Genomic DNA, 24,919 nt, shown 5'->3' on the forward strand with positions numbered 1-24,919 from the left:
CAGGTGGCCGAATTGCCGGCCATCCTGTTTTATCCGGTATGGTTTTAACCATTAACTTAGCCGTAAAGTTGGCGGTCTCCCTATTTTTTAAACGCAATAACCGGATGACAAAAAAAATCTTCTTCTGCCTGCTGGCAGTACTCACGGTATTTTCGTCCACGCAGGCTCAAACGACACGTACGCGCGAGGCCTGGGTCGACAGCGTCTTCAACGCCCTCAACACCGGCAAACGCATAGGCCAGCTATTCCTCCTGCCTGTATCGGCCACCATGAACGAATCGCAGCTGCGTGACGTCGAGGCCAAAGTAAAGAACGACCAGGTCGGCGGACTGCTCTTTGCCGGCACCACCACGCCCGTGCTGCAAGCGCGCATCATCCGCCGCATGCAGGGCGAAGCCGACATTCCCCTGCTCATGGCGCAGGAAGCCCCCGCCGGTCTCGGCTCGACACCCGACAGCCTGCTGGCATTCCCGTCACCCATGATGCTCGGCGCCATTCGTCCCGACTCGCTCCTATACCAGCTGGGCCGCGAAGTAGGCCGGCAGTTAAAACTGTTGGGCGTGCAGCTGTACTTCACATCGCTGGGCGACACCGCCCGCAACCCTGCCCCCCTGCGCATGAGCCGGCTCTCGCTCGGCGAGAACCCGCAACGTGTAGCCGCAAAGTCGGTAGCGTTTCTGCAAGGCCTGCAAAGCCGGCAGGTGCTTTTGTGCGCCACACACTTTCCACTCAAAGGCATTACCGTGACCGATGTACAAAAAGGTCATCCCTTTATACAACCGTCGCTCGACTCGGGGCAAGTATACCCCTATAAACAACTTTTCAGTGCCGGGCTATCCGCCGTGATGCCCGCTTCAGGCTCCTTCCCCTTGTTCTATGCCAACAGCAACGATGCGCGCAAAAATGAATTTAACTCCGCCGCGCTCGCGTCTCTCTATACCGGCCCGTGGCTGAAGCAAAACAGCGGCTACCGTGGCATGAGCTTTGGCGACATCCGCAGCACCGCAGGCATGGCCAAAAATCTGCGCGCCGGCGAAGCCGAGCTCAACGCCTTCCAGGCCGGCAACGACATGCTGGTATACCCGGCCGACATCGGCGACGCCATCCGGCGCATACGCCGGGCCATACGCCGCGACGAAACCCTGGAAGCGCAACTCAACGCTTCCGTTAAAAAGATCCTCGCCGCCAAATACGATGCCGGGCTGAACACCCCACAACCACCACCGGTCGATAACGTACCGGCTACATTGCATCCCGCGAAAACACGTATGCTGGCCGAGCGGCTGGAACGAGCGGCCATCACCGTGCTGCGCAACCAGGCGGGCACACTGCCGGTCAAAGTACTCGACAATAAATACTTTACCTACTTTGCCACCGACACGACCAAAGTCAACGGCGCGTTCTACGAATACCTGACCCGCTACGCGCAGACTGCGCAGTATATCATCGACGAAAATACCGGCACCGATGTATTCGCCAAAGCCGCCGAACGTCCCGGCACGATCATCATCGGCATCTTCCCGCAAACCACCCAGGAGACGATCGATCGCGTCAGCGGCATGCTCCCCCGCCTGCTCAACTCCAACGAAGTTATACTCTGCGACTTTGGCAACGAAAATTTTTTACGAACAGCATCGCGCTTCCCCACAGTCATTACCACCTACAAACATTCGCCCGAGCTGTTACGCAGCGTAGCCGAAGTCATCTTCGGCAGCTTGCCGGCCGACGGGCAACTACCCCTCGCCGCCTCGGCGCTTTTACCGGCTGGGCTCGGCGCCGCCACACCGGCACTGAACCGGTTGGGCTATGCGGTGCCCGAGGCCGTCGGCATGGACAGCCGCCTCCTGGCCCGCATTGACGACATCGCCAACGAAGCCATCCGCAGCCAGGCCACACCCGGCTGCCAGGTGCTGGTGGCCCGCCACGGCAAAGTGGTATACGACAAAACCTTCGGTTACCAGACCTACGATCGCAAGACACCCGTCGACGAGCAAACCATTTATGATCTGGCCTCGCTCACCAAAGTGTCGGCCACGTTGCAGGCCGTCATGTTTATGCATGATAAGAGATTGATCGACCTACACCGCAAGGTGTCGCTCTACCTGCCCGAGCTGCGGCGGTCGAATAAAAAAGACATTACCATCATGGAGCTGCTCACGCACCAGGCGGGATTGCAACCCTTCATTCCCCTGTGGCCCCAGACGGTAAAAGACACTACTTTCCTGCCACAATACTACAGCCGCACGCGCAGTGCAGCCTTTCCGTTGCAAGTGTCGCCGCACCTGTACACCAACCAGGTCATGCGTGACTCCATTTGGTCGTGGGTCATTCAGTCCAAGCTGACCGAGAAGCCGCCACGCACACCCTATCCCTACAAATACAGCGACCTGAGCTTTATGATTCTGCAGCACCTGGCAGAGAAGGTGCTCAACCAACCGCTGGAAGACTTCGTGGCCCAAAACTTCTACGAGCCCCTCGGCGCATACACCACGGGCTTCAATCCGCTCGACCGTTTCCCGATGCAACACATTGCCCCGACCGAATACGACAAGATCTACCGGCGCGAGCCTGTAGCCGGTACGGTACACGACGAGCGTGCCGCCATGATGGGTGGTGTAAGCGGCCACGCCGGCCTGTTCAGTACCGCCAACGACCTGGCCAAGCTCGGGCAAATGCTCTTACAGGAAGGGAACTACGGCGGCTACCGATACTATAAAGCGGAGACTGTGCGCCTCTTTTCCGACCGCATGTATAAGGGGCGCCGGGGATTGGGCTGGGACAAACCCGTGCAGAGCGACTGGAACAGCCCCACGTCCCTGCTGGCGTCGCCGCGTACCTATGGACACACCGGTTTTACCGGAACATGCCTCTGGGTAGACCCTGAATTCGACGTAGTCTATATATTTCTCTCCAACCGGGTCTATCCCGACCGCAGCGGCCGCTTGAACTCGGCTAATATCCGCTCGCGTATCCAGGACGTCATTTATCAGGCAATCTTTCAATATTGCGCGAATTCGCAATAAATTAACATTTGCACGGAAACTTACGTGCGCTTAAAAGGGTTACGCTTCCATAAATCCTACCACCACGTGCAACAGATAAAGATCGGCATCGTATGCTACCCTACCTTTGGCGGTAGCGGCGTCGTGGCCACTGAACTCGGCAAGGCCCTGGCCCAGGAGGGCCACAAAGTACATTTCATTACCTACTCGCAACCCCCGCGGTTAGACCTCTTCAACGAAAACCTGTTCTACCACGAGGTGGACTTCCGCAGCTACCCCCTGTTTGAATTCCCCCCCTACGAGCTGGCACTGGCCAGTAAAATGGTCAGCGTCGTGAAGAACGAAGGCCTCGACCTGCTGCATGTGCATTATGCCATACCACACGCCTCGGCCGCATACATGGCCAAGCAGATCTTGCAGTCGCAGGGCATCGTCATACCCGTCGTCACCACGCTGCACGGTACCGACATCACCCTGGTGGGAAAAGACCCTTCCTACGAGCCCGTCGTTACCTTCAGCATCAACCAGTCCGACGGCGTAACGGCCGTGTCAGCAGACCTGAAAAAAGAGACCTACGAATACTTCCCCATCGTGAATGACATCGAAGTCATTCCCAACTTCATCGACCTGGAGAAATTCAAGAAGCAAAAGAAAGATCATTTCAAAAAAGCTATTTGCCCCCACGGCGAAATGCTGGTGGTGCACACCTCCAACTTCCGCAAGGTGAAGCGCATACCCGATGTAATTCACGTCTTCGCCAACATTCGCAAAGAAATTCCGGCCAAGCTGCTGATGATCGGCGACGGTCCCGAGCGTAGCCACGCCGAGAAGATGTGCCGCGAGCTCGGCATCTATGACGACGTTCGTTTCCTGGGTAAGCTCGATGCCGTAGAGGAAGTACTGTCGGTAGCCGATCTTTTCCTCATGCCTTCCGAAAAAGAAAGCTTTGGTTTGGCCGCGCTCGAAGCAATGGCTTGCGAGGTGCCGGTGATCTCCAGCAACACGGGCGGGTTGCCCGAGCTGAACATCAACGGTCAGACCGGCTTTATGAGTCCTGTGGGAGATGTGGAAGATATGACCCAAAAAGCGTTGTTGATCCTCGACAAGAACAACCTTCCACGCTTTAAAGAAAACGCGCTGAAGCGGGCACAAGAATTTGATATAACACGCATATTACCCTTATACGAAAATTATTATCAGCGAATTCTGGAAAAAACTGCAGCTAAAACCATTGTTTAGACGTTATTTCAGCCAGAGCCAGAACCTAATATGTGATTTTCACAAAAGTCTAGTATGTGTATGGAGGCATCAGTATCACCCAAAAACAAAGGAACCAAACAGCTTTTTAACAACCCGATCCTGGAAAAGCTGTCCAGAACACACATTTCAGTTCCTTTGATTGTGTTTTTTGCGTACTCAGGAGGATTGCTCTATTGGAGCATCACGCACACAACCCTTGACCCCTGGCAAACCATAGGCCTGTTCGCCACAGGTCTTATTGTGTTTACGTGGGTGGAATACAATGTGCATCGCCACGTATTCCACATGCCCACCTACAGCAGGGTTCGGGAAAAACTGCAATACACGCTACATGGTGTACACCATGAGTTTCCGAAAGACAAAGACCGGCTGGCGATGCCGCCGCTGCTGAGCATTACGATCTCTACCGTGCTGCTGCTGCTGCTGCGCGTCATCATGGGCGACCTGGTATTTGCGTTCCTGCCGGGCTTCCTGGTGGGCTACGCCGCATACCTGGCCGTACACTACATGGTACACGCTTACCAGCCCCCGAAAAATGTCTTCAAGAAGCTCTGGGTAAACCACAGCGTACACCATTACAAAGACGGCGAAGTGATCTTCGGTGTATCGTCTCCGTTGTGGGACTACATTTACGGTACCATGCGCGACAAGAAGGCAGCCTAGCGCGTTTGTAAAACATTTCAGAAAGCCATCGGGCCATGTGCCGGGTGGCTTTCCTGTTTTTCAGGCTTAGATACGTGTACCTTTAACAGGCGCCGTCTTCACGACAGGCTTCTTAGCATACGTAGGACACGTGTGCGCAAAGCCGCACGAAGAAAGAATCATTGCCACCAGGGCGAAGAGTAAAAGAGACGGTTTCATAACGACTGGTTTAAACTGCAAAACAAAGATATTAACGACGGTTTATCGCCGTTTTCCGTTTCCCATAGAATTCTTACATATGCGTCTAAAGTTTTAAGAAATTAAACTTTGACGCTGAACCAGAATAGTGTAATTATTGGTTACAGTTTGAAAGAACAGCATGCTCGGACACCGCTTTACTAAGTATACGCCACCGGAAGAAAAGGGAAAAAGTGATTTTGACAAATTGCTCAACATCTTCATGCAGCTGGTGCTCATGACTTCTGGAAACGTAGCAGAAGCGCTTCAATGGCTTACGGAAGTAGACCGCCAACATGGCCTGACAAATGGCACGTATGGTATTGGCGATTTTATTGAAGATCTCAAGAAGAATGGATACGTCACCGACGAAGGCCCGCGGGGTGAGTTTAAATTGAAGCCCAAAAGCGAACAAAGCCTGCGGCAATCCGCGCTCGAAGAAATCTTCGGCAAGCTCAAGCGCACCAAATCAGGCGAGCACAACACATCTCACAGCGGGCGCGGCGATGAACAAACGACCGAACGGCGTGACTATCAGTTCGGCGACACACTGGAGCAAATCGCGGTAACAGACTCGTTGCGCAACGCGCAGATCAACCACGGAGTCGAGAGCTTCTTCATGACCGAAGAAGACCTGGAAGTGATGGAGAGCGAATACAAAACACAAACCTCTACCGTATTGATGATCGACATCTCGCATTCCATGATCCTCTACGGCGAAGACCGCATCACACCTGCGAAAAAAGTAGCGATGGCCTTAGCCGAGCTCATCACCAAAAAGTATCCCAAAGACACCCTGGACATACTCGTTTTCGGCGACGACGCCTGGCAGATCGCCATCAAAGACCTGCCCTACCTGCACGTGGGTCCCTACCATACCAACACCGTGGCGGGCCTCGAGCTGGCCATGGACATTTTACGCCGGCGCAAGAACGCCAACAAGCAGATCTTTATGATCACCGATGGCAAGCCCACCTGCATTAAGCAGGGCATAAAATATTATAAGAATGCCTTTGGCCTCGACCAGAAAATACTCGGGGCCACGCTCAACCTGGCGTCGCAGTTGCGCAAGCTGAAAGTACCGGTCACGACCTTTATGATCGCCACCGACCCCTACCTGAAAGCCTTTGTGCGCGAGTTTACCAAAGCCAACAACGGCAATGCGTACTACAGCAGCCTGGAGGGATTGGGCAACCTCGTCTTTGAAGATTTTAAACGGAACCGTACAAAAAACCTGTAACGGAAACTACGGATTGTTCCGCCGTTCCTTCCCGATATACTTATCTGATTTTCACACACCGTATGCAGCATACATCCATCAAAAACGTAGGAGACCTAAAAAAATCGGGCTACACGCCACGGTCTATTCGCGAAGAGCTTCGCCAGAATCTTATTCAAAAGCTTCAAAAGAAAGAATCGGTGTTTGCCGGCATCTGGGGGTATGAAGAAACCGTCATTCCCGACCTCGAGCGTGCCATCCTGGCCGGCCACGACATAAATTTATTAGGTCTGCGGGGTCAGGCCAAAACGCGTCTGGCCCGCCTCATGGTCAACCTGCTCGATGAATATATACCCGTCATCGAAGGCTCTGAATTAAACGACGACCCGCTCGCGCCCATCTCCCGCTTTGGCAAAGACATCGTAGCCGAGCGCGGCGACAATACACCCGTAGTCTGGCTGCACCGCGACGAGCGCTATACCGAAAAGCTGGCCACCCCCGACGTTTCCATCGCCGACCTCATCGGCGACGTAGACCCTATCAAGGCTGCCAGCCTCAAGCTGCCGTACTCCGACGAACGTGTTATTCACTTCGGCCTCATACCCCGCTCGCATCGCTGCATCTTCGTCATCAACGAATTGCCCGACTTGCAGGCCCGTATACAGGTGGCCCTCTTCAACATCTTACAGGAAGGCGACATCCAGATTCGCGGCTTTAAGATCCGCATGCCGCTGGAGATCCAGTTTGTCTTTACCGCCAACCCGGAAGACTATACCAACCGGGGCAGCATCGTCACGCCACTGAAAGACCGTATCGACAGCCAGATCATTACGCACTACCCGCGCACCCTCGACATCGGTCGCCGCATCACGCAACAGGAGGCGCGTCTCAAAGACGAGCAACGCACACGCGTAGCAGCCCATGATATTACCAAAGACCTCGTCGAGCAGATCGCCTTCGAAGCACGCAAGAGCGAATATGTCGATGCCAAGAGCGGTGTATCGGCACGTCTCACGATCTCAGCATACGAAAACCTGGTCGCCGCCGCGGAACGCCGCGCCATTATCAACCAGGAAAAAACAACCAACGTCCGCATTGCAGATTTCATTGGCGTGGTACCGGCCATTACCGGGAAGGTGGAGCTGGTATACGAAGGTGAACAGGAGGGCCCGGGCATTGTCGCCCAGAACCTGATTGGCAAAGCCCTGCGCACGCAGTTCGCCAACTACTTTCCCGACCCCGACAAATTCCGTAAACAGAAAGAGAAGAGTCCCTACAAAAAAATTGCCGACTGGTTTAACGACGGCAATGCGGTAGACGTGCTGCACAACATGCCCCAGGCCGACTTTGAGAAAGCCCTGAAGGCCGTGCCCGGTCTTGCCGAGCTGGTGCAAGCGTTGCACCCCAACCAGGATGTCGCTTCGCGGCTGCTGCTGATGGAGTTTGCCCTGCACGGATTGGCCGAGCACAGCCTCATCAGCAAACACAACCTCACGGCCGGCCTGCAGTTTAAAGACCTGCTCAGCGGCATGCTCTCCATGCCTTCCGGTAAACCGGAAGAAGACGACGACGATAACGACGACGAGTTTTCGAGCGGACGATTCCGGTAGACACCGGCATAACGCCAGGCTCCATGAAGCTACACGAATCGTATACCTTCCATGCGCAGCAATATCAACAGCTCAAGGACCTGGTGGCCCGGGGCGAAGGCCTGACGCTGGAGTTCAAACGCAAAGCTGCATTTCCCGACAAGATCGTTCGGGAGATGATCGCTTTTGCCAATACCAAAGGCGGTATACTCCTCGTCGGGATCGGCGACGACCTCAGCATACCGGGCCTTAAATATCCCGACGACGAATCGTATGTCATACGCCAGGCCTTGCAGAAATGCACGCCGCCGCTGGCGTATACCGAAACATTTATACCCGTTGGCAACGCGCGCACCGTACTGCAATACGAGATCCCGGAGAGCATTGTTAAGCCGCATGGATTACTGGTAGGAGCAGCGCGCAAGGAGTCGTTTGTTCGCGTAGAAGACAAAAGCATCAAAGCGAGCCGTGAAATGCGTCAGATCATCCGTCGTTTAGGCATGAAGCGTGATGTATACTTCCATTATGGCGATTATGAAAAGTTACTGATGCAATACCTCGACAAGCATCCATCCATTACGTTGCAAACATTCATGGCCATTAGTGGACTGAAGAAATCGCAGGCGTCGAGTAAGTTGATTTTGCTAACCGTAGCCCGGGTCTTGAAAGTAACGCCGCACGAGCGGGGCGATCTGTATTCACTGGTATTACGGCCAGGCAGCCGTTCAACGGGGACGTAAAGGTATAAAAAAACTTCGTTTTATTCCCACTATCGAAATCTTAACCATTTCTTTACATTTCGTCATCGCGTTCCAATCAAGCGCAGATCGTGAAGCATGGCTAAAGCAAAGAAGGAGAAAAAAGTTTTCGTTCTCGACACCTCGGTTATCATCTATGAACACAACTCCATCCTGAATTTTGACGAGCATGACGTCGGTATCCCGATCACCGTGCTGGAGGAGCTGGACAACTTCAAAAAAGGAAACGACACCAAGAACTTCGAAGCCCGGGAGTTTATCCGGCTCATCGACAAGCTCGCCAAAGACCGCAGCCTGCAAGACTGGAACCCCATCAACGGCAAGGGTAAGGGCAACTTCAAGGTGCTGATGGACACCCACAGCGCCATAGACGCCAACAAGATCTTCAACGAAGTAAAAGCCGACCACCGCATTCTCAATGCGGCGCTGCAGCTACAGAAAGACGAGAAGTCCAAGCGCGTCATTCTCGTCTCCAAAGACGTGAACCTGCGGCTCAAAGCCAAATCGCTCGGCCTGCAGGCGGAAGACTATACCACGGGCAAGGTGCAGAACATCTCCTCGCTCTATAGCGGCCGCACCGTAATCGACAACATCGACTCCAACCTCATCAACCTGCTCTACGAAAAAGGCTACTGCCCGCCCGAAGAGCTGCTGGGCAAGCTCGCCCCCGTCAAGAACCACTACTATATATTGAAGAGCGGCAAAAAGTCGGCGCTGGCCTACTTCAACCCGTTCAACAATATGATCGAGCATGTCGAGAAACGCGCCGTGTACGGCGTCAAGCCGCGCAATGCCGAGCAAACCTTTGCCATACACGCCGCCCTCAAGCCCGAGATCAGACTGGTGTCTATCCAGGGCGTGGCCGGTACGGGCAAAACGCTGCTGGCGCTGGCCGCCGCCCTCGAGCAGAAACGCGAATACAAACAGATATACCTGGCGCGGCCCATCGTGCCCCTCAGCAACAAAGACATCGGCTACCTGCCCGGCGACATCAAGTCAAAGGTCAACCCCTACATGGAGCCGCTGTGGGACAACCTCAAGTTCATTCAGAACCAGTACAACGAGACCGACAAGGAATACGCCAAGATCACCGAGATGATCAACCAGGAAAAGCTGGTCATTACACCCCTGGCCTATATCCGCGGACGCAGTCTCTCCAACATCTGTTTCATCGTAGACGAAGCGCAGAACCTCACGCCACACGAAGTGAAGACCATCATCACCCGTGCCGGCGAGAACACCAAGATCATCTTCACCGGCGACATCTACCAGATCGATACACCCTACCTCGACTCACAGTCCAATGGGTTGTCGACGCTCATCGACCGTCTGCAAGACCACGAGCTGTACGCGCACGTAACCCTCGAGAAAGGCGAACGCTCCGAGCTGGCGAATTTGGCGAACGAGTTATTATAATTGATTCTGGTTCAAGTCTTCCGACCGAAGGGAGGGCGACTTGGACCTGGCTCAATGGCAGTCTTCAGACTGGCGAGGAACCTCTACCGATGTCGATTTAATGACCACTGATTACGACGTGACCTCGTCATCAGTCTGAAGACTGCCATTAGACAGGCACAAGTCTCCGCCCCGAAACGGGGCTAAGACTTGCGCCAGCGCATACTATAAGATAACTGTTACTACAGTTATTCCTTTTTTCGGACATTACCTTACATCAAATTCCCACAACAGGATTGAGGATTAGGGAAAGCTATTGAAATCGAAGAGAAAACACCGTTTTTTCCTTTGGCTCAGAATTGGTTGCTTACTGGGCAACCCGACAAAGCCAAAACGAAAAATCGTTATGATACTGAGTTTTCTTTTTAAGCAAATGCCATTGCGCAAGCAAGTGAGCTATCTCCAGAAAAACGGAATTATGCTAGGCTCCCGCCTCAAGAACGGCCGCACGATCTATATCTACATGCTCCGGAATCTGTTTGTGGAAGTATACTTCAAAGACGATAATACAGACGAAACCCCGGAGAAGCTTAACATCCTCCAGGGTCTCCACAATCTGAATGAATACTTAGAGAAGGAATTTAAGACAACGACAACCTTCTAACAGTATTCGGTATTATTTCTTCAGGACTTTCAGCATGGTTTCGCCAATCTCAGCAGGCGATTCCACTACGTGAAGGCCACACTCGCGCATGATCTTCATTTTAGCCTCGGCAGTATCATCTGCGCCACCGATGATGGCACCGGCGTGGCCCATTCTACGGCCTGCAGGGGCCGTCTGACCCGCGATGAAACCCACGACAGGCTTCTTGTTACCATTTTCTTTGATCCAGCGGGCAGCCAATGGCTCGTAGTTACCACCGATCTCACCGATCATCACGATCGCGTCAGTCTCGGGGTCGTTCATTAACATCTCCACAGCGTCTTTCGTCGGTGTGCCGATGATCGGGTCGCCACCGATACCGATCGCCGTAGAAATGCCCATGCCGGCTTTCACGATCTGGTCAGCGGCTTCATACGTCAGCGTACCAGACTTCGACACAATACCGATACGGCCTTTCTTAAACACGAAGCCCGGCATGATGCCTACCTTCGCTTCACCCGGTGTGATTACGCCCGGGCAGTTGGGGCCGATCAGGACTACGTCTTTCTTATCTTTTACATATTTTTTAGCAGCCATCATGTCCTTCACCGGAATACCTTCGGTGATGGTGATGATCACTTTAATGCCGGCGTCAGTAGCTTCCAGAATGGCGTCAGCGGCAAAAGCCGGAGGTACGAAAATGATCGATACATCGGCGCCGGTCTTTTCAACCGCATCTTTTACCGTGTTGAATACTGGTCTTCCAAGGTGCTCTGTCCCTCCTTTTCCAGGCGTTACACCGCCTACCACATTTGTTCCGTATTCAATCATTTGACCGGCGTGGAAAGTACCTTCCGAACCGGTAAAACCCTGAACGATTACCCTTGAATTTTTATTGACCAGTACACTCATGGATGTTTAATTTTTAGGAAGCACAAAAATAGGATAATAAAACTTCCAACCAAACGTCCTACATTAGGCCTGGAAACGTGTTTTTAGCACGAAAATCCGACTTTTTCGCGTGTCTGCGCCACATCGCCGCCGTGCGCTGGCACGACACCCGCGCTACGATCCGTCTATCCTCGCGGGGTGCCCTTCCAGTAGAAATTCGATGCTTTTCCAGTGCCTTTCGACTTTGCTTTCGCCCCATACCAGGGGTGGCAAAAGTCTGTCAAATACCGAGATATTCAATAGATATCCAATATATGAGCAATAATTAACCAATAGATATTCAATACTTATATAGGTATTGGATATCTACTGAATATTGCTTGCTGGTATTTGTGTCATTTATTGGTATGATAGGCAGTAAGCCTACTTTTGGCGGGCACGGTAGCCGCCGTAAATGCAAAAAGGCCGCCCCGGAACTCCGGGACGGCCTTTTTTTTGTAAATCGCCTTATTCGCGAATTATTTAATCTTCTTCTGTTCTTTGGGGTCCACTTTTGGCTTCTTCATGTTGTTGCCTTCCAGGAACTGGCTGTAGCTCTCCTTAAAGTCGGGTACAGTCGGCTCCAGCTTGATGGCATCCTGGTAAGCGGTGCCAGCGTCGATCAGCAGGCCATTCTTCTCGTAGAAGCCTGCCAGCATCAGCTTGGCAACGGCCGTTTGCTCCTGACTGAAGTCCGTCAGCTCGGTCTTGATCCGCTCCTTATCAGCTTTCGACAGACGCTTCAGCGTGTAGGGCTCGGATTTTTTATTGGGATCCGTCTTTGAGCTCACGAATACAATGATGTTGTCTTCATTCGCAAACCTGGCGTCGCTCAGATTGATGGTCACACTGGAATCAGACGTCTCGATGTTGGCCAGCACGTCATCAAACATGCTTTTAAAATTCACGACGTAGGGTGCGGGCAACTTATTATTCCAGGCAATCGTGATCGCGTCGTTATAGACCACGGGGTTCTTCGTTGGCAGCGGCAGGTATACCGGAAACTCCTCGCCGCGTGTTACAGACCCAGTAGCCGCCAGGTTGTTTTGACGCTGTTTGTTTGCGCTCAGCACAAAATCAGTGTATTTGTTTAATACACTGGCGTTACCACTAACACGGGCGGCCAGGTCCGCAACTTTGTATTTGCCGGGTTGCTTCAACTCGAGCGTTTTGCCGCTCACGTGCGCCAAACCAATGTAGGCGTTCTCCGAAACTTTTACTTCGTCCTTCGACCCCAGGCTGGAGCCGACCTTGATCGCCTGCCAGTTCTCGCCGGCTTTTACTTCATTCTTTCCTTTGTTGACCAGTACCCGAAACGCATAATCCTGGGCACTTCCTTCCAATGATGCGACCGCCAACAGGCCGATCAAAACCAACTTTAAAATTTTCATAGGGTGTTTGTTATGGGGGTTCTTTTTGACAAAAATAGAACAATAGGGTTATTGCACCTAAACGCAAAAGCCACCGCTTGGGTGGCCTCTGACGTAAAATTTTTTATTTTCTTAACGCTTAATACCTGCACGAATCAAATAATCTTCATACATGTCTTTATATTCTTGCACTTCCGGTGCCAGCTTGATCGCCGCTTCGTAAGCAGCGATTGCATCGATGGGCAATTTCTTTTCTTCATACAGTTGCGCCAGGATGATCTTGTTGATAGCAGTCTCTTCGGTGATGTCCTTCGCAACCTCGTCGATAGACGTTTTCAGCGCCGCACGCTCTGCCGGCGTCAGTTTTTTGATCATCTTCTCGGCTGATTTTTTTGTAGGATCTGCTTTGGAGTATACCTCCAGCACCACCGCGTTCTGTCCGGCAAATTTCGCGTCGTCCAGGTCGATTTGTATGGCGGGCTCGTTGGTCTCGAGTTTTGCCAGCTGTTCACCAAACATGTCGTTGATGACCACGATATAGGGGCCTTCTACTTTGTTGGCCTCCCAGGTAATAACGGTCTTGGCGCTGTTATATACTGTGGGGTTTTCCGGCAATTTGATGGTGATGGCAGTCGCTTCGCCGCGATGTACCGCTCCCGTGGCGCTGAGGCGGTTCTTCTTGGCCTCCGCCGAGTTGTTGCTCATGATAAAATCGGTGTACTTGCCCAGTACCGTAGAGCTTCCGCCTACTTTGGCGGCCAGGTCGGCTACTTTGTAGCTGCCGGGTTGTTTCAGCTCGACCGGTTTGCCGTTGGCATGAACCAGCCCGATATAAGAGTTGTCCGATAGTTTCAGCTCGTCATCGCTTTTCAGCGTGGCACCGGTGCGGATTGGCTGCCAGGCTTCGGCGCCTGATTTAACCTGGTTTGTGCCCTTATTGGCCAGCACTTTAAAAGCATAGCTCTGGGCGCCTGCCAGGGTGGCAGACAGTAAAAAAATCGAAAAAAAGCTCAACTTGACAGTTTTCATGGGTTCTTGGTGTCCTGATGTAATGTTTATACTCCTTCCTTCTTAATGGTAAACCACCCGCGGGTTTTTATCGCAGAAAGACCTGCGCGCACCACGCTGTGATATAACTCAAAGCATGTCCCCACGACCGCCAGCGCCGCCAGCGTATATGTCAGATTAAGCTTGAAATTGAACCAATAGAGGGCATAGATCATTAAAAACGTGCACACCAAAAACTGCGCCAGCTGTACGAGAATACTCAGCGCATCAAACCAAACCGGAATTTTCCTGTTTATATACGTGAACAGCACGACGTTTAGAAAACACACCAGAATCGCAATGGCATACTCCTGCCAGGCCTCCAATTCGTCTATATAGGCTTCGTCCAAAATCATCGAAATAACATTGGCGTGTACGACCACGCCGTACATGTCGGGGCGGGTTTTGCCGGCAAACTGCTTATTGAGTGGTGTGATAAATTTATCGTCCCACGAGGTATCGAGCATGTCGTTGCCCATAAAACCGAAGAGCACGATGCGGTCTTTTATAATGGAAGGTAAAAATGACGTGGTGTCAAACGGATTGTACCAATCGAGATAGGTATAGCGGCTTGAAAACTCTGGGGCAGAGGCTTTATAGGGATCGGGCACGTTGCCGCGGTAATTAATTACTTCGGAGTGATTTCCGCGATCAAGAAAATGCATAGTCTTGGCAGAGTCGTATAACATCGCGATGCGCGTGGAGAATGCCAGTTCTGTTTTGCCACCCTCCATCTTCATGGAGGGATTCAACCGGCGACAAGTCTTCAGGTCTTCCTGGTGCTCGGCGTCCGTCTCGAGATTGGCAAAACCCTCGAAGGCGTTGCGGCGTATGAGGGTGTCGGTGTGTTGCAAGGAATCAAAACGTGCTACATCGCCGTATTGCGCCAGGAGCTTGCTCGATCGTAACAATTTTGTCACCAGCACCACGTTTCCAGCTTCGGCAATGGCATCGGCGAGCATCAGGTTGCTGAGAGTGTCATAGGCCAGCGGACAACAGACAGAATCTATGTGCCCGTCGAAGCATTTACCACACCCAAAGAACACATCGATACCGATGACCTTCGGTTTGAAGCGGCTTATGGCACGAATCTGTTGGGCGATCTCGCCGCGCGTCAGGTTGCCGATGTTGACGATCGTGATATTCTCGTCGGGCGGCGGTACCTCTAAACGTAGGTTGGAGAAGGTGATGTCCGTAAGCTCCATGTCGCCGAGCGCTTTTCCAAGCGGATCGAATACGTTAAAGATGTTGAATTGCGACACTTCCCGAACGGCAAGCAATACCAGGAAAACGAAAATAGTCGCAATGAGCGAGTCTGACCAGAATTTACGCATGGCGGTAGGCGATGTATCAGGTAAATTTAGAAATTTACCGGTGCTTTTCGAAAGCACCCTGCATGACACCCCGTAAAGCGCGTCCTACACCCGATCAATTTGTTACCGGTATCCGGCAGGGTAACCGTGTTTTGCTGGGGCAAGCCATTACCCTGGTGGAAAGCACCCTGCCTGCTGATCAGGAGCTTGCGCACGCCCTGCTGGCGCTGCTGCTGCCCTATACCGGCAACGCCATCCGTATGGGCATTACCGGCGTGCCCGGCGTCGGCAAGAGCACATTTATAGAGACACTGGGCAAACACATTACCACCCAGGGCAAAACGCTGGCCGTCCTCACCATCGACCCCAGCAGCCGGCTGACCGGCGGCAGCATCCTCGGTGACAAAACCCGCATGGAAGAGCTGTCGCGCAACCCGCGTGCCTTTATACGGCCTACGGCAGCCGGCGATGCACTCGGGGGTGTCGCTCACCGCACGCGCGAAGCGATGTTGCTTTGCGAGGCTGCCGGCTATGATGTGATCATCGTCGAGACTGTGGGTGTCGGGCAATCGGAAATTTCTGTGCGCAACATGGTTGACTTCTTTCTGTTGCTGATGCTGGCCGGTGCGGGGGACGAGCTGCAGGGTATCAAAAAAGGTATTATGGAAATGGCCGACGCCCTGGTGATCACTAAATCAGACGGCGAGAATAAAAAAGCTGCATTAGAGGCCCGGGGTGCCTATACGCAAGCGTTGCACCTGGCGTCGCCGTCGGCCAACGACTGGACAGTACCGGTGTTAACAGCTTCGGCTTTAACCGGCGATGGCTTTGATGAGACGTGGGCCACGGTAGAACGTTACTGCGATCACACCAAGGCTTCAGGTTTCTTTCAGACCACCCGCCGCCGGCAGAATATCAACTGGTTTAACGATTATTTTCAGCTGCTGCTGCAAGCGGACCTGCAAGCTTCCGTACAGGCTATCCGCAGTACCCTGGAGCAGGCTGTGGCACGACAGGAAGTATCGTCACATGAAGCGGCGCTTCGTTTACTGCAAGCATACCGCGATCACCATCGTACGCTATAGCGGCACGAGGTCGCGAAACCAGAAGTCGAGCGATGAGGGCTCAGGCTCGCCCGTGGCGGATACTTTCTGAAAGGTATAAGAGCGCTTGACTACCTCTCCCGCGCGAAACGATAGCGGCTTTTGGAATAACGGGCCATCGTATACCAGCGTATGGAATTCACCATTCTCACCACAACAGTCTACACCGGCAGGTAACGAGGCGGCAAAGGTGTTGTCGATTGTTACCCCCAGTCGGCCGGGCATGAACCACGATGCGCTGGCGGAACACAGTACCGTTTTATACCCTGCGGCCAGAAAGTCGTGCAATAGTTTTTCAGAGGGTATGGCCCACAACGGATAGATGCCTTTCAGGCCTACGGCGTGCAGCATCGCTTCGCGGTATGCGCGCAAGTCTTCCAGGAAGATGTCACCGAAGACAACGGCCTTTATACCCGCTGCTGTACATTCCCGGTAGAAGTCTTGCATGAGGGTTTCGTAGGCACCGTGATCAGGCGATTCAGGAAGGTATAATTTGTGAAGGGGCATGCCGAGGCAGGTGGCCTGCTCATCAATCAATTCTTCGCGAACGCCGTGCAGGCCTACGCGACGGGTGCTGGCGCCAATGACGGTGTGCAGGTGCACTACGTTGTAGAGCCCTGTGGCCAGAATCTTGTGCAAGGCAAAGGCGGCATCTTTCCCGCCACTCCAACTGATTGTTACATTTTGTTTTCCCTGCTGCATAAGCCTTTCGCGTCCACACCGTCTCCGGCTGTTGCGGTCTACTATTCTTCCGGTTGTTTGTTTATGGGCGTGGTGACTCCCTTTTTATGTCCATAAGGACAATGACGGCATCCGCGCCCGCAGCAAAAGCCCCGCTTGAGGAAAAAGGCCTCGGTAAAAACCATGAGGCCATTTTCCATGTAATAGTAGGGGCTATTTTCTTCGGGCGCGGATTTTTCCGTCACGTCGTCTTTCATTTCTTAAAGATAAACTGCGTGGGGCCAACGCCCGTCGCGAATGATGTTTTTGCCGTGCCGTCGCTGGCATACACGTATACTTCGCCGCTGGCTGAAAACAACCGGGCATCTCCGACGTAAAAGTCACCATTCTCCGGGTTTACGCCAAACGAATACAGGTCTGTTACATCTTCCGCTGTAAACAATGGCGCCGCGGGCGCTTCTTTAGAATCGACTGGCATGCTATAGATATTGTTGCCACCCGTGAGGTACAGTGTCTTTCCGTCGGGAGAAACCGCCAGATCGGCACCAGCCCGGAAGTCGAGGTGTATTTGCACCTGTACAGTATTCTTTACATCGAAGCTTTCCAAATAGCTCTCCTCTGCGTCATAGGCGCCGCGGCAAATAACCCACACCCTGTTATTAGCATCCAGCACCATGCCGGCGGGGCCAGGCGTCACAGCTATATCTCTGATCACTTCATTTTTTGAGGGGTCGATGATGGATACTACGTGTGCAGCACCAAAGTTGTTAATGGAGGCGAAGAGGTAGCCGCCGGCATAAAATAATTCGCCGACGCCTGGTCTTGTCGGGATCGTGTCGGTGATCGTCATGGTCTTGGCATCCGCGACTACGATAGCGGAGCTGGTCAGGTTGTAGTCTGCATCGTAAGGCCCCCATACGCTGATGTATGCCTTGTCGTTGATTATCGACACGTACTGAGGCTTGTCCAATATCGGCTCAGCTACGGTTTTTTCACGCGCGAAGGTGGTGCTGTTGGCTACTTCGATCGTATTGCTGCCATTCAAAACAAGATAGGCACGATCGCCGTCCAACGTGATGGATTGCAATACGTCGCCTGCAAAATCGCCGGCCGCATTGCGAAATATATTCTGCGCGGAGGAATCTTTTTCGGGATTATAGTAGGTAACGCTGGCATTGGCTGCCAAAAAGTTACCCTCGTTGGCTACCAGCACACCGGTTACAACCGACGAAGCCGTTTTTCCGCCATCATCATCCGAACAGCGTTGGAAGACCAGTATGGCGCTGAAGGCTAGTAGCCATACATAAGATTTCATTTTCATTTCGATATGGAATTTAGTTGGTAATTAAGTTGCAGGGTATAATACCGGCCGGGCATGGCATAGGCGGCATATTGTCTGTATTCTTCGTCCAGCACGTTCTGCGCCGACGCTTGCAGGGTTACTACATGGCGTCCGACGGTTAAGGTCCGCCCCACGGACAGGTCGATACGGGCATACGGATCTAACGAATAGTCTGCTTCGTTCGCAAACAGGTAGTATCGCCGGTCGCTGTACTGCGCCTGTACCGTGGCGTTATAGCCGCGCCAATTGCCGCGCAGGTAGCCTGACGCGGTCTGCACAGGGGTATAGATCAACTGCCTGTCCAGGGACCACGGATCATTGGGTGGCACCTCGGTGCTAATGGAGCGTGTATATTGATAGTTGACGCCTGCTATGACGGTTACGACACCCTGGTATATCGGGCCATGCACACGTATCTCGACACCTCGCACCTGCACATGCCGGATGTTTCGGGGAATGTAGTTGCCTCCTACCGGCACCCATTGTATCCATTGATCGACCTCTTGCGTGTACCACGTATTTTCGACCGTCAGCTGGTTCCAGATCCACCGCCAGCCAGCTTCTGCGGCATAGCTTAGTTCCGGTTGTAGATTCCTGTCGCCTGCGTTCAGCCAGTAGCGATCGTTGAATGTCGGCACGCGGTAGTTGCGGGAGGCGTTGCCGCGAAGGGTAAACGTTGCAGCAGGCCTTTTCACGACAATGTATTCCACGCCGAGATACGGCAGAAAGGGTGGCGAGAAACCTGACACCGCAGGCTGGCGCAGGTTCAACGCCAACGACAAGCGTGTACCGATGCTTTTTTGCAGGGACACCATAAAATCAAACCTGTCTTCTTCGGCATGGCCATCTTTATACTCGTCGATATCAGCGCGGATGTGATTCCACTCGGCGCTTACTTCGGTGTGGATGCGTGCCGGCAGGACAAAGGCATGTTTGACGCTACCCGTCCAGCGGGTTACAAGGTCCTCTTTACGATAAAAGAGTACGTCGCGCACGTAGCCGCCGGTGGCGGTAAATTGGCCGCGGCGGCCGTTGCTTTTGTACTGCAGACTAAGGCGATGATTCTTATCGCGCTGCGTGGCGTCACTAAAATACTGCCCGATGGGCGGCTGCACCTCGCGATCGGCATCATGATACCAATAGTGCAACGCCAGCGACTTTGTATTGGTCAGGTTGTATACGATGTCTTGTAGTATGCCCATCTGCTTGAAGGCCGCATGTGGCTGACGCTGGCCGAGGGCTTGTATCGTAAAGTCATTTTCGCTTTGCACATGGTATACTTGTGTGTGCGAGTTCCACCGCCCCAGGGTGAATGCTCCACCGGCTTCGGTAGTATACTGACCAAAGCTTCCCACTACCTGTGCGATGTGAAATATTTCCTGAGACGACGCTTCGGGTGAGGTTAGCAGCACCGTACCACCCAACGCACCACTACCATAGCGAGCACTGCCGCCACCAGCGTGTACCTTGACAGAACCAAAAGCCGATGCTGGTAAGATGGAGAAGTCTGCTTGCCCAAGGGAGAAACTATTGATATTTATACCGTTCCACAACACGGCCGTATGTTGCGGTGCCGTACCCCGCAGACTAACGCCCGAGATCATGCCCTGCCCGTAACTTCGAAAATACACTGGCAGTTGTGTGGCCAGTACTTCGCCGAGATGCGTGGAGCGTTGCTGACGCAACAATGCAGAGTCGACCGTAGTAAAAGAAGAGCCAGCCAGGAAGCGCTCGTCGGGTATACCATACACTTCTACCGAGTCCAGCAACACGGGGGCTGTCTGTTGTGCAAAACAGTACACGCTTGTGAGCACGCTCACGACTATAAAAATACCTACCCGCATGAATATTTCTTCGACTACTATACTTCTAACCTTTCACCCGAAAGTCGGAAGCCTGAAAACAGATTTTAGTATCACGGCAGGTCTCCTGGCTCGCCCGGCTTTTGCTTACCTTCTCGCCCTCCCGACGCATCGGGACAGACAATGGTGTTGCAGAACAAAAGTTGAATTTCCGCCAGGAGTAGCAAACAGCCTGGCAGACCGGGATTACAGTTGCGGGGACAGCTCCGGATTTGACTTGAAGTCTTACCGGTATTCCCTTTTCATCTTCTGCGGTTGCAAACAGCAGAAGAACCGTGAATCGGGTGCGAACTTAATTATTTTCTTAACATTGCAGCTATGTATCGTGTAATCATTTTTGCGCTGGTGCTCGTCGTGGCGGGCTGTAACCGTCCTGCCGCCGACCAACCAACAGCCGTTTCCCTACCTTCCCAAACGTTATTGAAGTATGCCCGGGGCTTTACAGTCGCCTATAATGGGAATATAAAGACCGTAACAGTATTAACACCGTTTCAGGGGGCGTCCAAAGGTTTTACATATTTGCTCGTGCCGACGGACGAGGAAGTGCCCACCCACGCACCCGACGTGAAGGTGATCCGCACGCCCCTCTCCTCCATCGTGTGTACCTCCACTTCGCATATACCGCTGCTGGACTATCTCGGCGAGACCGACAAGCTGGTGGGTTTTCCGTCGACCGATTATATCAGCTCGGAGAAAATGCGCCGCCGCGTGGATGCGGGCCAGGTAAAGGACCTGGGTGTCGACAACAGTATAAACCTGGAGCAACTGGTCATGCTGAAGCCCGGTATGTTGATGGGCTATACCCAAAGCAGCGACTATGGGCAGTTTAAAAAAATGGAAGACCTGGGCGTGCCGGTAGTGATCAATGCAGAGTACCTGGAGAAACATCCGCTGGGCCGCGCCGAGTGGATCAAGTTTATGGCGTTGTTCTTCAACCAGGAGAAACGTGCCGACTCGGTGTTCCAGGTTATCGAAAAAAGCTATCTCGACGCGAAGGCCGTGGTGGATACTGTACGCACCCGCCCCACGGTGCTGAGTGGCGTGGTGTATGGTGATGCGTGGTTTCTGCCCGGCGGACAGAATTATGCGGCGCGTATCCTGAACGATGCCGGCTGTCAGTACCTGTGGGCGGCAGATTCGTCGACGGGTGCGCTGAAGCTCAGCTTTGAGCATGTTTATGAAAAAGCGCACGACGCCGACTTCTGGATCGGTGTAGGCTCTTACAACACTTTGCCGTCATTACGCGCCGCCGACCATCGCTATGCACAGTTCAAGCCGGTGACTACGCACCAGGTGTACACTTACGATGCACGCAAAGGCGCGCGGGGTGGCAGCGAGTTTTTGGAGCTGGGGTACCTGCGCCCCGACCTGATCTTGCGTGACCTCGTCAGGATCGCGCACCCCACATTGCTGCCTGATCACACGTTATACTTCTACGCGCCATTGCAATAGGGCATGCGCTTCGCGACGACAACCGACCCAACAATTCGTTGAAGGATAGCGCCAGTATGCGCACGACCTTTTAACTTTGTATGCGATGAGGATTGTGAGCCGCTTTTTGTATTGCTGTCTGCTGCTATTTTTTCTTTCGGATGCTGCACATGGCGGTGTGGCCGAGGAGCTGTCGGTTTTTGAAGAGAATGGAAAGGTGGGGTTGAAAGATGACCAGGGCAAGGTGCTGATCCCGGCAAAGTACGATGCACTGGGATGGAGCGACGGCCGCTTTTCAGTCATTGATCAGGCTATTGGGTATAAGCTGAACGGCCGCTGGGGCCTGATCAGCATCACCAACCACACACTCACCAAAAACGAATACGAAGAAATCCTTCCCGGCGATGGGTCGGTGCTCATTGCCCGCAAGCAAGTGCAACCCAATGTACTGCGCGTGGCCACAGGCTGTCTGAATACAGCGGGCAAAGAGATCATCTCCTTTCAATACGACGGACTGCGGCTTGCCTCGCTACGGGCTATTGTCTTTAGCAAAAGCGGCAACACCTATAAGTACGGGCTGCTGTCGCTGGACAACCGCACCGTCATTCCGCAACAGTATCAAAGCATCTACCCGATCGGCAGCTTGCGTTTTGCCGTGGAGAACTTTGACGACAAGATTGCCATCTTCACGGAGACCGGTCGCCAGCTTACCGGCTTTACGATCGACCGCATGGCACCGTTTACCAAGAACTACGCCACCATTTATCAGAATGGCATGCAGGGCGTGATCGATCGCGACGGACAAATAAAAGTGCCGCCGCGGTACCGGGGCATTGCCATTCTGGAAGACGGTACCATCAAAGCACGCGAGGCCGATGAGTGGCAATTCCTGAACGGTCAGAACAAGCTGACACAAAAGGTGCAGGCCGATGCATTGTATCCGGTTGCGCCGAACCGGTTGAAAGTGATGCAGGGCGGCATGCTGCAACTGACAGACCTTTCGCTGAAGCCGCTTTCGCCGCAGCAATACAACACGATTGCGCCCTTTCAACATGGTAAGGCCCTGGTAAAGGTGCAGAACAAATACGGACTGATTAATTTGTCAGGCCGTACACTTATTCAGCCGACACACGACAGCCTGGTGCTTGTGCTGACGCACCACCGCGCGCTGGCGGGGCAGCGCCAGGGTAGCCGGTATAGCTGGACGTTGATCGATACGACGGGCACGCGTTTGTCTTCGAAGTCGTACGATAACATCGACCACTTTGACGGCACCTACTTTATGGTCCGCGCCCGCGGCTACGCCGGCACCATGGACCTGGCAGGGCGCGAGGTCGTGCCGTGTACGTACGATTCGGTGTTGCAGACCAAAGACAACTTGCTGGTGGTAAAGTTTCGCGGGCAGTATGGCATCATCAATCAACGCGAGGAGTGGCTTGTTACGCCCCGGGCGTCGAAGCTGTTTTTGCTCGGGCACGACCGCTACATCGAGCAGACACCGCGGACGCGTTTTCTGAAGTCGCTGGACGGCAACGTTATTTATTTTACCGAGAACCCCCTGACGTATTTTCCCGATTACATCCTGGAGCTGCTGCCGTCGGGTACGCTGTGGAAGATCGATATGAACGGCCGCATTGCCGACCGGCGTGTATTTCCCACCGAGGCGCTGGAAAAGATCTACGAAGAAAGCGAAGGGCTACGGGCCATTCGCAAGAACGGCAAGTATGGCTTTATCGACGACCTGGGGCGACTGCGCATTGCCAACCGGTACGAAGGTGTAAAACAATTCAGCGAAACACTGGCACCCGCCATGATTCGCGGGCACTGGGGCTTTATCAACCACGACGACCAGATCGCTATTCAGCCGGTATACGACGAGGTATCAGGTTTTCAGAATGGCTTTGCGCTGGTGAAACAAAAAGGCTTCACCGGCATCGTCGACAAAACGGGCCGGTTATTGTTACCGGCCCGCTATGAAGATATTACCGTACTGCCTACGCGCAACCTGCTGATTCGCAGCAACGGTCTGGTAGGACTGGCGGACAATACAGGCAAAATTCTGATCCAACCCAAGTACCAGCAACTGGAAGACACCGGCAAGGGCTTTGCCGTGGTGGAGCGCGAGGGCACGTATGGCGTCATTACGTTGCAAGGTATCAGCACCGTGCCGATGATGTATGACACGATTGTGTACGATCCGTTTAACAACGTCTTTCTGGCGCTGAAGAAGTCACCCTGGCAAAACCTGACGGTCAATTGATCATGCGATGTTGGCCGACAGCCGGGCGACGATCACTTGCCGTTGCTCGCGGTGGCCGCAGTAACTACAGCGATAATGCTTTAGCAGCACCCCGTCGTCTGACAGGGTTGGTTCCTGGGCAATGTCTTCGCTGTGAATCTTCAGGGTGAAGTAGCCGCACTCCGTGCACTCTTCGGCGTGCTGGTAGGCGGTATATTTTTCAATCTTTTTGTAGCCTGTTTTATCATCCAGCCAGATGTCGTAGTCAATGGAGTGTACCTTGCCGTCCTCCATCTGCTCTTTCTCCAGGTGATGCTCCTCTTCCGACTCGGCCAGCTTGCGCATCATGTTACCGTCAGGCGATGTACGCGGCGTGTTGCGCAGTTTGTACAGGCGACGTTCAAGCTTGCCGGGGTAGTAGATCCGCACCAGGCTGAAGAACACAAAGTACGCAATGATCACAAAGCTGACCGATATGAACAGGCGCACATAGAACCAGCGGTGGCCTTCTTCCTGTATGGCCTGTGAGCCGACGGTGTTGCCAAAGAAGGCCGCCGCGAATACCACCATCATAACCGAGAACCAGAAATACCGGATCTCGTGCAGGTTTACATAATCATACTTTGCTTTGTAGTCTTTGAGCATAAAGATGCGAAGCTCATGATACGCCAGGAGCAGGATGGCCATGCCGATACAGACAGCTGCGCCGGCATACATGTATCCGTGCCATGAATCCAAAAAAGTAGACGTAATTTCCATAGACGCTGAATGTTTATGTTTCAAAGAAATATAACAAAAAATCGCGTTATTTTATCGTTTCAAACGGTGTAGAAGGTACACGGGTAGCGTTACCCAC

At 53.2% G+C, this 24,919-nt stretch carries 21 protein-coding genes and 1 riboswitch; of the genes, 11 read left to right on the plus strand and 10 right to left on the minus strand.

What is annotated here, in order from left to right; all coding sequences use genetic code 11:
- Positions 1-104: 104 nt before the first annotated feature.
- The 3 genes from KK062_RS16655 (at position 105) to KK062_RS16665 (ending at position 4,925) form a co-directional block, all read left to right on the plus strand.
- A complete protein-coding gene (locus KK062_RS16655; protein WP_254085460.1) occupies positions 105-3,023 on the plus strand; it encodes a serine hydrolase in 2,919 nt (972 codons plus the stop codon).
- A 75-nt stretch (positions 3,024-3,098) separates the two neighbouring features.
- Positions 3,099-4,241 carry an N-acetyl-alpha-D-glucosaminyl L-malate synthase BshA gene (gene bshA, locus KK062_RS16660; protein WP_254085524.1) on the plus strand — a complete coding sequence of 381 codons (1,143 nt, stop codon included), beginning with the start codon at positions 3,099-3,101 and terminating at the stop codon, positions 4,239-4,241.
- Positions 4,242-4,301: 60 nt separating this feature from the next.
- The gene (locus tag KK062_RS16665; protein WP_254085461.1) at positions 4,302-4,925 is read left to right on the plus strand and encodes a sterol desaturase family protein; all 624 of its coding nucleotides are present in this window, start codon (positions 4,302-4,304) and stop codon (positions 4,923-4,925) included.
- Between the two features lie 66 nt (positions 4,926-4,991).
- On the opposite strand, the gene KK062_RS30760 is transcribed toward KK062_RS16665, so the two are convergent.
- Positions 4,992-5,123, minus strand: coding sequence for a hypothetical protein (locus tag KK062_RS30760; RefSeq protein ID WP_262899239.1), 132 nt, complete (start codon positions 5,121-5,123; stop codon positions 4,992-4,994).
- 160 nt (positions 5,124-5,283) lie between these two features.
- On the opposite strand from KK062_RS30760, the gene KK062_RS16670 reads away from it, so the two are divergent.
- From KK062_RS16670 to KK062_RS16690, 5 genes are all read left to right on the plus strand, one after another.
- Positions 5,284-6,381 carry a vWA domain-containing protein gene (locus KK062_RS16670; protein ID WP_254085462.1) on the plus strand — a complete coding sequence of 366 codons (1,098 nt, stop codon included), beginning with the start codon at positions 5,284-5,286 and terminating at the stop codon, positions 6,379-6,381.
- A gap of 62 nt (positions 6,382-6,443) precedes the next feature.
- Positions 6,444-7,970, plus strand: a complete 1,527-nt coding sequence (locus tag KK062_RS16675) for a P-loop NTPase family protein (protein ID WP_254085463.1) — start codon at positions 6,444-6,446, stop codon at positions 7,968-7,970.
- A gap of 23 nt (positions 7,971-7,993) precedes the next feature.
- A complete protein-coding gene (locus tag KK062_RS16680; protein WP_254085464.1) occupies positions 7,994-8,689 on the plus strand; it encodes an AlbA family DNA-binding domain-containing protein in 696 nt (231 codons plus the stop codon).
- A gap of 96 nt (positions 8,690-8,785) precedes the next feature.
- Complete coding sequence (locus KK062_RS16685; RefSeq protein WP_254085465.1) at positions 8,786-10,123, plus strand: PhoH family protein; 1,338 nt, start codon at positions 8,786-8,788, stop codon at positions 10,121-10,123.
- 385 nt (positions 10,124-10,508) lie between these two features.
- The gene (locus KK062_RS16690) at positions 10,509-10,766 is read left to right on the plus strand and encodes a hypothetical protein (protein ID WP_254085466.1); all 258 of its coding nucleotides are present in this window, start codon (positions 10,509-10,511) and stop codon (positions 10,764-10,766) included.
- Between the two features lie 12 nt (positions 10,767-10,778).
- On the opposite strand, the gene sucD is transcribed toward KK062_RS16690, so the two are convergent.
- The 4 genes from sucD to KK062_RS16710 all read right to left on the minus strand — a co-directional run bounded on the left by sucD (position 10,779) and on the right by KK062_RS16710 (position 15,426).
- Positions 10,779-11,657, minus strand: coding sequence for a succinate--CoA ligase subunit alpha (gene sucD / locus KK062_RS16695; protein WP_254085467.1), 879 nt, complete (start codon positions 11,655-11,657; stop codon positions 10,779-10,781).
- Positions 11,658-12,154: 497 nt separating this feature from the next.
- Positions 12,155-13,066 carry a hypothetical protein gene (locus tag KK062_RS16700; RefSeq protein ID WP_254085468.1) on the minus strand — a complete coding sequence of 304 codons (912 nt, stop codon included), beginning with the start codon at positions 13,064-13,066 and terminating at the stop codon, positions 12,155-12,157.
- Positions 13,067-13,177: 111 nt separating this feature from the next.
- Positions 13,178-14,074: a hypothetical protein gene (locus KK062_RS16705; protein ID WP_254085469.1), complete on the minus strand. Its 897-nt coding sequence runs from the start codon at positions 14,072-14,074 to the stop codon at positions 13,178-13,180.
- A gap of 26 nt (positions 14,075-14,100) precedes the next feature.
- The gene (locus tag KK062_RS16710; protein ID WP_254085470.1) at positions 14,101-15,426 is read right to left on the minus strand and encodes a CHASE2 domain-containing protein; all 1,326 of its coding nucleotides are present in this window, start codon (positions 15,424-15,426) and stop codon (positions 14,101-14,103) included.
- A 62-nt stretch (positions 15,427-15,488) separates the two neighbouring features.
- Here KK062_RS16710 and meaB point away from each other — a divergent pair, with 62 nt between their 5' ends.
- Positions 15,489-16,490 carry a methylmalonyl Co-A mutase-associated GTPase MeaB gene (meaB, locus tag KK062_RS16715; protein ID WP_254085471.1) on the plus strand — a complete coding sequence of 334 codons (1,002 nt, stop codon included), beginning with the start codon at positions 15,489-15,491 and terminating at the stop codon, positions 16,488-16,490.
- Here meaB and KK062_RS16720 read toward each other — a convergent pair.
- From KK062_RS16720 to KK062_RS16735, 4 genes are read right to left on the minus strand one after another with little or no spacing between them, the layout of a single operon-like run.
- A complete protein-coding gene (locus KK062_RS16720) occupies positions 16,485-17,210 on the minus strand; it encodes a Dph6-related ATP pyrophosphatase (protein ID WP_254085472.1) in 726 nt (241 codons plus the stop codon). The two genes, meaB and KK062_RS16720, sit on opposite strands and share 6 nt — an antisense overlap.
- A gap of 41 nt (positions 17,211-17,251) precedes the next feature.
- Positions 17,252-17,446: a C1orf53 family protein gene (locus tag KK062_RS16725; RefSeq protein WP_262899240.1), complete on the minus strand. Its 195-nt coding sequence runs from the start codon at positions 17,444-17,446 to the stop codon at positions 17,252-17,254.
- Complete coding sequence (locus KK062_RS16730; RefSeq protein ID WP_254085473.1) at positions 17,443-18,510, minus strand: DUF5074 domain-containing protein; 1,068 nt, start codon at positions 18,508-18,510, stop codon at positions 17,443-17,445. Before KK062_RS16730 ends, KK062_RS16725 begins: the two co-directional genes overlap by 4 nt.
- Positions 18,507-20,375, minus strand: a complete 1,869-nt coding sequence (locus KK062_RS16735) for a TonB-dependent receptor (protein ID WP_254085474.1) — start codon at positions 20,373-20,375, stop codon at positions 18,507-18,509. Before KK062_RS16735 ends, KK062_RS16730 begins: the two co-directional genes overlap by 4 nt.
- A gap of 58 nt (positions 20,376-20,433) precedes the next feature.
- Positions 20,434-20,686: riboswitch (cobalamin riboswitch) on the minus strand.
- 25 nt (positions 20,687-20,711) lie between these two features.
- Here KK062_RS16735 and KK062_RS16740 point away from each other — a divergent pair.
- The gene (locus KK062_RS16740; protein ID WP_254085475.1) at positions 20,712-21,845 is read left to right on the plus strand and encodes an ABC transporter substrate-binding protein; all 1,134 of its coding nucleotides are present in this window, start codon (positions 20,712-20,714) and stop codon (positions 21,843-21,845) included.
- An 85-nt stretch (positions 21,846-21,930) separates the two neighbouring features.
- Positions 21,931-24,084, plus strand: coding sequence for a WG repeat-containing protein (locus KK062_RS16745; RefSeq protein ID WP_254085476.1), 2,154 nt, complete (start codon positions 21,931-21,933; stop codon positions 24,082-24,084).
- Here the strand turns inward: KK062_RS16745 and KK062_RS16750 are convergent, their stop codons facing one another.
- Positions 24,085-24,822, minus strand: coding sequence for a hypothetical protein (locus KK062_RS16750; RefSeq protein ID WP_254085477.1), 738 nt, complete (start codon positions 24,820-24,822; stop codon positions 24,085-24,087). It abuts the gene before it with no gap.
- Positions 24,823-24,919: the final 97 nt, after the last annotated feature.

It is taken from the genome of Dawidia cretensis (assembly GCF_018598175.1).
GTDB classification, from domain to species: domain Bacteria; phylum Bacteroidota; class Bacteroidia; order Cytophagales; family Cyclobacteriaceae; genus Ohtaekwangia; species Ohtaekwangia cretensis.

Bases quoted from the DNA above. Each gene is read 5' to 3' on its own strand.
- KK062_RS16655 (WP_254085460.1), top strand. From the start codon at position 105: ATGACAAAAAAAATCTTCTTCTGCCTGCTGGCAGTACTCACGGTATTT.
- KK062_RS16665 (WP_254085461.1), top strand. From the start codon at position 4,302: ATGGAGGCATCAGTATCACCCAAAAACAAAGGAACCAAACAGCTTTTT.
- KK062_RS30760 (WP_262899239.1), bottom strand. From the start codon at position 5,123: ATGAAACCGTCTCTTTTACTCTTCGCCCTGGTGGCAATGATTCTTTCT.
- KK062_RS16670 (WP_254085462.1), top strand. From the start codon at position 5,284: ATGCTCGGACACCGCTTTACTAAGTATACGCCACCGGAAGAAAAGGGA.
- KK062_RS16675 (WP_254085463.1), top strand. From the start codon at position 6,444: ATGCAGCATACATCCATCAAAAACGTAGGAGACCTAAAAAAATCGGGC.
- KK062_RS16680 (WP_254085464.1), top strand. From the start codon at position 7,994: ATGAAGCTACACGAATCGTATACCTTCCATGCGCAGCAATATCAACAG.
- KK062_RS16685 (WP_254085465.1), top strand. From the start codon at position 8,786: ATGGCTAAAGCAAAGAAGGAGAAAAAAGTTTTCGTTCTCGACACCTCG.
- KK062_RS16690 (WP_254085466.1), top strand. From the start codon at position 10,509: ATGATACTGAGTTTTCTTTTTAAGCAAATGCCATTGCGCAAGCAAGTG.
- sucD (WP_254085467.1), bottom strand. From the start codon at position 11,657: ATGAGTGTACTGGTCAATAAAAATTCAAGGGTAATCGTTCAGGGTTTT.
- KK062_RS16700 (WP_254085468.1), bottom strand. From the start codon at position 13,066: ATGAAAATTTTAAAGTTGGTTTTGATCGGCCTGTTGGCGGTCGCATCA.
- KK062_RS16705 (WP_254085469.1), bottom strand. From the start codon at position 14,074: ATGAAAACTGTCAAGTTGAGCTTTTTTTCGATTTTTTTACTGTCTGCC.
- KK062_RS16710 (WP_254085470.1), bottom strand. From the start codon at position 15,426: ATGCGTAAATTCTGGTCAGACTCGCTCATTGCGACTATTTTCGTTTTC.
- meaB (WP_254085471.1), top strand. From the start codon at position 15,489: ATGACACCCCGTAAAGCGCGTCCTACACCCGATCAATTTGTTACCGGT.
- KK062_RS16720 (WP_254085472.1), bottom strand. From the start codon at position 17,210: ATGCAGCAGGGAAAACAAAATGTAACAATCAGTTGGAGTGGCGGGAAA.
- KK062_RS16725 (WP_262899240.1), bottom strand. From the start codon at position 17,446: ATGAAAGACGACGTGACGGAAAAATCCGCGCCCGAAGAAAATAGCCCC.
- KK062_RS16730 (WP_254085473.1), bottom strand. From the start codon at position 18,510: ATGAAAATGAAATCTTATGTATGGCTACTAGCCTTCAGCGCCATACTG.
- KK062_RS16735 (WP_254085474.1), bottom strand. From the start codon at position 20,375: ATGCGGGTAGGTATTTTTATAGTCGTGAGCGTGCTCACAAGCGTGTAC.
- KK062_RS16740 (WP_254085475.1), top strand. From the start codon at position 20,712: ATGTATCGTGTAATCATTTTTGCGCTGGTGCTCGTCGTGGCGGGCTGT.
- KK062_RS16745 (WP_254085476.1), top strand. From the start codon at position 21,931: ATGAGGATTGTGAGCCGCTTTTTGTATTGCTGTCTGCTGCTATTTTTT.
- KK062_RS16750 (WP_254085477.1), bottom strand. From the start codon at position 24,822: ATGGAAATTACGTCTACTTTTTTGGATTCATGGCACGGATACATGTAT.